General features: G+C 69.8%; 6 protein-coding genes. All 6 read left to right on the top strand.

Annotated elements, in window-relative coordinates:
- Positions 1 to 882, top strand: an 882-nt coding sequence (locus BUB09_RS16645) for a collagen-like triple helix repeat-containing protein (protein WP_139250332.1), incomplete at its 5' end; no start/stop codon positions are given.
- A gap of 174 nt (positions 883 to 1,056) precedes the next feature.
- Positions 1,057 to 3,081: a collagen-like domain-containing protein gene (locus tag BUB09_RS17605; RefSeq protein WP_072899681.1), complete on the top strand. Its 2,025-nt coding sequence runs from the start codon at positions 1,057 to 1,059 to the stop codon at positions 3,079 to 3,081.
- Positions 3,082 to 3,230: 149 nt separating this feature from the next.
- Positions 3,231 to 5,252, top strand: coding sequence for a collagen-like domain-containing protein (locus tag BUB09_RS16655; protein ID WP_072899684.1), 2,022 nt, complete (start codon positions 3,231 to 3,233; stop codon positions 5,250 to 5,252).
- A gap of 93 nt (positions 5,253 to 5,345) precedes the next feature.
- The gene (locus tag BUB09_RS16660) at positions 5,346 to 8,117 is read left to right on the top strand and encodes an O-linked N-acetylglucosamine transferase family protein (protein WP_072899686.1); all 2,772 of its coding nucleotides are present in this window, start codon (positions 5,346 to 5,348) and stop codon (positions 8,115 to 8,117) included.
- Positions 8,114 to 8,866 (top strand): FkbM family methyltransferase, encoded by a 753-nt coding sequence (locus BUB09_RS16665; RefSeq protein WP_072899688.1) that lies wholly within the window; start codon positions 8,114 to 8,116, stop codon positions 8,864 to 8,866. Before BUB09_RS16660 ends, BUB09_RS16665 begins: the two co-directional genes overlap by 4 nt.
- Before the next feature lie 195 nt (positions 8,867 to 9,061).
- A partial coding sequence (locus BUB09_RS16670; protein WP_139250333.1) for a hypothetical protein occupies positions 9,062 to 9,282 on the top strand: 221 nt, incomplete at its 3' end.

A 9,282-nucleotide genomic window follows, 5' to 3' on the forward strand; every position in this document is an offset into this window, starting at 1 on the left:
GCCGGCATGGCCGGTCCTGCCGGTCCGGTCGGCGCCACTGGCGCGGCCGGTGCGCAGGGCGTGGCCGGTCCGGTCGGTCCGCAGGGTTTGCCGGGCGAGCCGGGCCCGATGGGCCCGAAGGGTGATCAAGGTCTGCCGGGTCTTCAGGGCCCGGTGGGTCCGCAGGGCGTGGCCGGTCCGGCTGGCGCGACCGGCGCCACGGGCGCCACCGGCCCGGCCGGCAGCGGCACGTCGACGCTCAGCGGCAGCGGTGCACCGGACAATGCGCTGGGCAACAACGGCGATTTCTACATCGACACCACGGGCAAGCAGTTGTACGGCCCCAAGCTCAACGACGCTTGGCCGGCCAGCGGCATCGCGCTCGGTGGCGGGGGTGGCAGCGGTCAGCCGACGCCGATATTCCACACCTCCCACCGGACGGGCCGCACCGTCAACACCGGCAGCTCGGTGGTGTCGCCGTCGTGGTTCTACTGGTCGGCGCCGACCCGGACGATGGATCCGTCCATCGCCACGCTCAACACCGACGAAACGTTCTTTCACAACAACTACTTCACCGCCGTGACCGCGGGCGTCTACAGCTTCGAGATGAACACGGTGTGCGTCGGTGGCAGCGCTTTCGTGTTCCCGATGCTCGACATCAATCTGCCCGACCCTGCCAGCAACTCCACCTCGCAGCCCACCGGCCGGGCGATCTTCGGCGCGGGGGCCGTTGGGACCAACTCGCTGCCCACCGCGCATCGCGGCCGTAGCCAGGTGGTCGGTACGCGTTATCTCGAAGCGGGCGACAAGGTGTACTTCCGAGTGCAAAACGGCAGCGTGTCCGTCTCGTGCCCCTTGACCAGCGACGGCACGACCAACCTGACCATCGTCAAGCTGCCTTGAGCGCGGTTGGGCCGCGTTGCGGACCTGCATCCGCAGGGCTGTAACCCGGCTTGCCAGCCGAGCACCGGAATCCTTCGAACTTCCTCCTTTCTTCCGGCATCGCGCTCCCTAGCATCGGAGTCGATGCCAAGTCGCTGCGCAGCCCCGGCGATCGCCAGCCCCCGAGATTTCCTGATGACCTTTCAACGCAAGCTGTGCTCGACGTCGATGCTGGTAGCCGCTTGGTACGCCTCGCCGGCCGCTGCTGATCTGCACATTCACAGCGCCAGCATCGTATCGACCACGCTGTACATCGACGGCGCGGAATTCACGCCGCCGTCGTCGACCATCGAGCCGCTGATTCAGCTCAACGGCACGACGCTGTCGGTGCTGCAGGTCAGCGACGACCATCTGGAAGCGCGGGTTCCGTCGGGCTTTCAGCTGACGCCCGGTGTGAGCTACCAGCTGTACGTGTCGTCGCTGGGTGATCCGGACCGCTTCGGCTCGCTGACCACCGGCGAAGACCTGTCCAAGAACTCGGCGAGCCTGGCGCTGGTGGCGCCGTCCGGCGCCAAGGGCGCTACCGGTGCCACCGGCGCCACTGGCGCGGCGGGTACGCGGGGTGCCACCGGCGCGACCGGTGCGGCCGGCTTGAAGGGTGCGACCGGCGCGACCGGCGCGACCGGTGCGGCGGGCCTCAAAGGCGCGACAGGTGCCACCGGTGCGGCTGGAACTCGGGGCGGCACGGGCGCCACCGGGGCGGCCGGCGCCAAGGGTGCCACCGGCGCCACGGGCGCAACCGGTGCACAGGGTGTTCAAGGTATCCAAGGCGTCCAGGGCATTCAGGGCGCCACCGGTACCACCGGTGCGACGGGTTCAATCGGCGCTACCGGACCGACCGGTGCCACCGGTGTTGCCGGCCCCACCGGCGCAACCGGTGCTTTCTCCAGCAGCTATCGCGGCAGCTTCGACGCACTGATGACTTACGCAGCCGGCGACGTGGTCAGCCACGGTGGCTCGGCCTGGGTCTGCGCGATCAATGGCAGCTGCGGCGTCACGCCGGGCAGCGGTGCGGCCTGGACGCTGGTGGTGCAGAAGGGCGCCACCGGCGCAGCGGGTGCGAAGGGCGCCGACAGCACGGTCGCCGGCCCGACCGGTGCGACCGGCGCCGTCGGCCCAGCGGGCGCCACCGGCGCCACCGGCGCGCAGGGGCTGGCCGGTCCGATCGGTCCGCAGGGTCTACAGGGCGAGCCGGGTCCGATGGGCCCGCAGGGGCCTGAAGGTCCGCAGGGTCTCGCCGGCGCGGCGGGTCCGACCGGCGCGACCGGCGTGGCCGGCCCGGTAGGCGCCACCGGCGCCACTGGTGCGCAGGGCCTAGCTGGCCCGGTCGGCCCGCAAGGACTGCAGGGCGAACCGGGGCCGATGGGCCCGAAGGGTGAGCGAGGTCTGCAGGGCCCTCAGGGCCCGGCCGGTGCGATGGGTATGGCCGGTCCGGCAGGCCCGACCGGCGCCACGGGCGCCACTGGCGCGGCGGGCAGTGGCACGTCGACGCTCAGCGGCAGCGGTGCACCGGACAATGCGCTGGGCAACAACGGCGATTTCTATATCGACACCAGCGGCAAGCAGTTGTACGGCCCCAAGGCGAACGGCGCCTGGCCGGCCAGCGGTATCGCGCTCGGTGGCGGGGGCGGCGGCGCCAGCCAGCCCACACAGATGTTCTACATCCCGCTTCCGAGAACGCGCAGCTACAACGCCGGTAACTCCCTGGTTCGGCCGGATTGGCTTTACTGGCTTTCGCCCACGCGCACGATGGACCCGTCCATCGCCACGTTCACCACCGACCCTGCTACCGACGCCGTCTACAGCTACTTCACCGTGGTGACGGCCGGCACCTATCGCTTCGAAATGAACTTGGTGTGCGTGGGAAGCACGACCGGCAGCACCTTCATGTACCCCATCATCGATATCAATCCGCCGGATCCCAGCGTCGACCGCACCAACGACTTCTTCGAGCCCACCGAGCGGGCGATCTACGGTGCCGGCGCCGTTGGGACCAGCTCGCTGCCCACCGCGCATCGCGGCCGTAGCCAGGTGGTCGGTACCCGCAAATTGCAGGCGGGCGACAAGGTTTTCTTCCGGGCTCAGAACAACAGCACCGCGTTCACTTGTCCCGTCACCACCGACGGCACGACCAACCTCACCATCATCAAACTGCCTTGAACGCGGTCAGCGCTAGCCCGGCTTTCCGTTTGTCCGAGCCGGCATTGCGCTGAACTTCCTCCTTTCTTCGCCCATCGCGCTCCCTAGCATCGGAGTCGATGCCAAGTCGCTGCGCAGCCCCGGCGATCGCCAGCCCCCGAGATTTCCCGATGACCTTTCAACGCAAGCTGTGCTCGACGTCGATGCTGGTGGCCGCTTGGTACGCCTCGCCGGCCGCGGCTGATCTGCACATTCACAGCGCCAGCATCGTATCGACCACGCTGTACATCGACGGTGTGGAGTTCACGCCGCCGTCGTCGACGATCGAGCCGCTAATCCAGCTCAATGGCACGACACTGTCGGTGCTGCAGGTCAGCGACGACCATCTGGAAGCGCGGTTGCCGAGCGGGTTCCAGATGACGCCGGGCGTGAGCTACCAGCTGTATGTGTCGTCACTGGGTGATCCGGATCGCTTCGGCTCGCTGACCACCGGCGAAGACCTGTCCAAGAACTCGGCGAGCCTGGCGCTGGTGGCGCCGTCCGGTGCCAAGGGCGCCACGGGTGCCACCGGTGCTACTGGCGCGGCGGGTACGCGGGGTGCCACTGGGGCCACCGGCGCGGCCGGCTTGAAGGGTGCGACCGGCGCGACCGGCGCCACTGGCGCAGCGGGTACGCGCGGCGCCACCGGGGCCACCGGCGCGGCCGGAACTCGGGGCGGCACCGGCGCGACCGGTGCCACCGGCATCGCGGGCGCCAGGGGCGCGACCGGCGCGACCGGTGCGCAGGGTCTGCAGGGCATTCAGGGTATTCAGGGCATCAAGGGCGCCACCGGCGCCACCGGTGCGACGGGCTCAATCGGCGCTACCGGATCGACCGGCGCCACCGGTGTTGTCGGCCCCACCGGCGCGACCGGTGCTTTCTCCAGCAGCTACCGCGGCAGCTTCGACGCACAGATGACTTACGCGGCGGGCGACGTGGTCAGCCACGACGGCTCGGCCTGGGTCTGCGCAATCAATGGCAGCTGCGGCGTCACGCCGGGCAGCGATGCAGCATGGACGCTCGTGGTGCAAAAGGGCGCGACGGGCCCCGCCGGCGCCACCGGCGCCGACAGCACGGTCGCCGGCCCGACCGGTGCGACGGGCGCGGTCGGCCCAGCGGGCGCTACTGGCGCCACCGGCACGCAGGGGCTGGCCGGTCCGATCGGTCCGCAAGGTCTGCCGGGTGAACCGGGTCCGATGGGTCCGCGAGGGCCTGAAGGTCCGCAGGGTCTGATGGGCCCGGTGGGCCCAGCCGGCATGGCCGGTCCTGCCGGTCCGGTCGGCGCCACTGGCGCGGCCGGTGCGCAGGGCGTGGCCGGTCCGGTCGGTCCGCAGGGTTTGCCGGGAGAGCCGGGCCCAATGGGCCCGAAGGGCGATCAAGGTCTGCCGGGTCTTCAGGGCCAAGCGGGTCCGCAGGGCGCGGCCGGCCCGGCTGGCGCGACGGGAGCGACTGGCGCCACCGGCCCGGCGGGCAGTGGCACGTCGACGCTCAGCGGCAGCGGTGCACCGGACAACGCGCTGGGCAACAACGGCGATTTCTACATCGACACCAGCGGTAAGCAGCTGTACGGCCCCAAGCTCAACGGCGCCTGGCCGGCCAGCGGCATCGCGCTGGGTGGCGGTGGTGGCGACCCCACGCCGATGCTCCAGACCAGCATCGCTGCTGCCAACGCACGCACCTTCAATACCGGTAGTTCCGTCGCCGCGCCGAACTGGGTCAGCTGGGGCGCGCCCAGCCGCACGATGGACCCGTCCATCGCCACGTTCACCACCGATGCCGCCAGCAATACCTTCTACAGCCATTTCACCGTGGTGATGGCCGGCGTCTATGGTTTCGAGATGAACCTGGTGTGTGTCGGTGGCGCCAGCTCGGGTACCTACTTATTCCCCATCATTGACTTCAACCCCCTGGACCCCAACGGCTCGGCCGACAATGCCAATACGCAGCCCACCGCCCGGGCGATGTTTGGCGCGGGCGCCGCTGGCATCCAGGCCTTGCCGACCTCGCATCGCGGCCGCAGCCGGGTATCGGGTACGCGTTACCTTGAAGCGGGCGACAAGGTTTATTTCCGGGTTCAAAACTTCAGCACCTCGTTCACCTGTCCGGTCACGACCGACGGCACGACCAACCTGACCATCACCAAGCTGCCTTGAGCATGATGCGTCCCGGGGCGAGGCGACACCAAGGGCAGCCGTGGCGGGCAGCGGAGCGGCGAGCCGCTGCTGTTTCTCGCCCGTACTGAGACGATGAATCCCAACGCCCTGTCATCGACCACCGCCTGCCAGCGCGCCCGCGCGCTGCAGGAGGCGGGTGAGGACGGCGCGGCGCTTGCGCTGCTGCAGCCCTGGCTGCAATCAGCCAAGCCGCCGCCCGAGCTGCTGTGGCTGGCCGCCGGCCTGCAGGAGCGGCTGGGCCAGTACGAAGCAGCGCTGCAGGGCTACCAGACGCTGGCCGCCCAGCAGCCTTGGCAGGCTGCGCTTTGCAATGCCATCGGCCGCGTCCACGCCTGCCGGGGGCAGACCGCCGAAGCACTGCAATCGTTCGACCAAGTGCTGGCGCGTGAGCCGCGCAATGTCGAGGCGCTGTTCAATCGCGGCAACGCGCTGCGCCTGTTGTTCCGCCGCGTAGAGGCGATCGAGGCGTATCGAGCCGTGTTGCCCTTGCACCCCGAGTACGCGCGCCTCGCGCTGCTCGAGATCGCTCGCCAGCAGCAAGCGCTCGGTGATGTCCAAGGCGCCGGCATCAGTTATCTGCAACTGACGATGGTCGCGCCGGACGACCTTGCAGCGGTTGGCTACCGGCTGGCCCATCAGACCCAGGCCTGGCCGCCCGATCCGGCCGGAATTGCCCGTCTGGCGGCCGACCTGGGCGCGCGCTGGCTGGCACACCAGCCCCTGAATCCGCTGCCGCCGCCGCCGCCTCCGCACGCGGCGGCCCAGCGCCTGCGTGTCGGGCTGGTGTCGGCGGATCTGTACCAGCATCCGGTCGGAGTGTTCTTGCGTGCCTTGCTCGCGTCGTCGGCAGCGCACGAGGTGGACTGGTGGGTCTACGACAACGGTCAAGCGCAGGCTGATGGGGTGACCGAGGCGCTGCGGTCGCTCACGCACCACTGGGTTGCCGTGCAGGGCTGGTCCGACGAGCGACTGGCACGACAGGTTCGCGACGACGGCATCGACGTGCTGGTCGACCTGTCCGGCTATACCGCCGGCCACCGGCTCGCCGCGTTCGCGCTGCGGCCCGCGCCGCTGCAGCTGAGCTGGCTCGGCTACTGGGGCACGACCGGCCTGCCGTTCGTGGACGCCGTGATCGCGGACTGGCATTGCGTGCCAGCGGGGGAGGAGACGTTCTTCACCGAGCCGCTGCTGCGATTGCCGCATACGCGCCTGTGCTACGCGCCGCCGCTGGACGCACCGCCCGTCGCGCCGGCCCCGGTGCTGACGCGGGGCCACCTCACGTTCGGCTGCTTCCAGTCGATGGCCAAGATCGGTCCGCAGGTACTGGCGGCCTGGGCGCGCATCGCGCAAGCGGTACCGGAGGCGCACTGGGTGTTGCGCATCGGCGACAGCGAATCCGACGCCGCCGACCGCGAGCGGCTGCGCGAACGCGGCCGCGCCGTCGGCTTTGCGCCGGCGCATCTGGACATCGGCGGTCGATTGCCGCTGAACGACTATCGGGCCGCCTACGCGTCGGTCGACCTGATGCTGGACACGTTTCCGCATCCCGGCGGGACCACCACGGCCGATGCGCTGTGGATGGGGGTGCCGACGCTGACGCTGTCGATGCCCGGCATGCTGGGCCGCCAGGGCGAGCAGATGCTGCGCGCCGCCGGAATGCCCGAATGGGTCACGCACAACGTCGACGACTACGTGGCCCGCGCCATCGACCATGCGCGTGGCGCGGCCGCAGCACCGGCCAGCGCGCTGCGGCCCGCACTGCGTGAGCGGCTGCGCCGCACGCCGCTGTTCGACCACGAGCGTTTCGGACGCGACTGGATCGATGCAGTGCGCGGTCTATGGCGGCACAAGACCGGGCTGGCCTCGCCGCTAGCGCCGGTCCAGCGCCGGCTGCTGTTCTTCGTGCCGCCGCTGGACCATCCCTTCGGCGGTGTGAAGGTGATCTACGAGCAGGTCGCGGCCCTGAACCGTCTCGGCTTTCGCGCGTTCACGCACACGCCGCCGGGTTCCCGGGCCGGCGACTTCTGGGACGTGCCCAAGCACGAACTGGCGGTCTGGAATCCAGGGCCCGGTGATGTGGTGATCGCGCCGGAAACGATGCCGGCGGATGCGCTGCGGATGTTCAAGGGGCAGGGCGCGTCGGTATGGCTGTTCGTGCAGAACTGGGCCCACGTCGACGCCAGCATCGACGATGCGGTGACCGATGCCGCGCCTGCGTTCGACGGCGCGCTGGTGGTGTCCGACGCCACCGAGGCCATCGTGCGGCGCTGTTTCCCGAGCTTGCGGTGCTATCGCGTGCCGCCGGCGGTCGCGTGCTTGCCGCAGGTGCCGGCCACGGCGCGTCGTGCCGCCATCGCCTATATGCCGCGCAAACTGCCGGGGCTGGCGCGCTGGCTGCGCACAGTGTGGCCACGGGCGTTCCCGGACCTGGCCGACGTGGAATGGGTTGAGATCGACGGCTTGCCGCATGCGCAGGTTCTCGACTGCCTTGCGCAGTCGCGCTACTTCGTCTCCTTGCAGCACAACGAGGGGCTGGGCCTGCCAGCGCTGGAGGCGATGGCGGCGGGCTGCCTGGTGGTCGGCTTCGCCGGCATCGGCGGCCGGGAGTACGCAGGGCCCGATAACGGGCTTTGGGTCGCCGACGGCGACGGGCCAGCGCTGCTGGAGGCACTGGGGCAGGCACTGCGCGCCGAGCGTGACCAGCCCGGCGCGTTCGACGCCACCCGCGATACCGGACGTCGCGCCGCTGCGCGCTATTCCGGCGCAGCGCAGGATCAGGCCTTGCGCGATGCGTTTGCAGCGATCACGGAGGCGCCGCAGGCCGCGTCCGGGCCTCGCCGATGAAACAGTGGAACGTGCTGACGCCCTCGGCACTGGGCACGCTGCTGGTCAATCGCAACGACACGACGGTCGGCATGATGGTCAGTGCGTTCGGTGACTGGGAACCCGAACTTCGCGCGTTGATCGAGGCGCTGATCCGTCAGGCCTGGCCGCAGGGCGCGATGCTCGACATCGTCGACGGCGGCGCGAATCTGGGCGTCCACGCGCTGTCCTGGGCCCGTCTGCCTGGGTATCGGACGCGGGTGTTCGCGATCGAGGCGCAACGGCTGGTGTACCAGCAGCTCAACGCCAACCTGGCGATCAACAGCATCGCCAATGTGTGGACGTACCACCGCGTGCTGTCCGACCGCGATGACCAGGTGACCCAGCTGCGGTGCCCCGATCCGACGTGCCCCGCCAACTTCGGCGCGTTCGAGGTGGTCGCGCCCATCGGCAATGCGAACTTTGACGGGCAGCACTTCCTGCCGGCGGAGCCGGTGGCCAGCCTGACGATCGATGCGCTGCCACTGGCCGAGTGCGCGCTGATCAAGCTCGACCTCGAAGGCATGGAGGACGCCGCGCTGCGGGGCGCGATCAAAACGCTCGAACGCTGTCGTCCGCTGGTGCTGTTCGAGCGGCACAAGACCGATTTCGAGAGCATCCGCGGCTTGCTACGGTCGCTGGACTATTCGCTGTGGGGCTTGCCCGGCGACGACGTGCTGGCGATGCGCAGCGACTGGGACGGCTACATGGCCGCGTTGCCACAGTCCTGAGACGCCACCGTCGCGGCGACGCAGCGCCGCGGCGATCGGCCCACGTCAGCGGCTCGTGTCCCAGGGCGCTCGGCGATCCGCCGGTCGTCGTCCCATCGATTCCTTGGAACTTCCTCCTTTCTTCGCCGATCCGGCTGCTTAGCATCGCGGCCGTCGCCAGCCCAGGCGCGCGCGCCTCCACCCAAGGATTTCCCGATGACCTTTCAACGCAAGCTGTGTTCGACATCGATGCTGGTGGCCGCTTGGTACGCCTCGCCGGCCGCTGCTGACCTGCACATCCACAGCGCCAGCATCGTATCGACCACGCTGTACATCGACGGCGCGGAGTTCACGCCGCCGTCGTCGACGATCGAGCCGCTAATCCAGCTCAATGGCACGACACTGTCGGTGCTGCAGGTCAGCGACGACCATCTGGA

Source organism: Hydrocarboniphaga daqingensis, assembly GCF_900129825.1.
GTDB lineage: Bacteria > Pseudomonadota > Gammaproteobacteria > Nevskiales > Nevskiaceae > Hydrocarboniphaga > Hydrocarboniphaga daqingensis.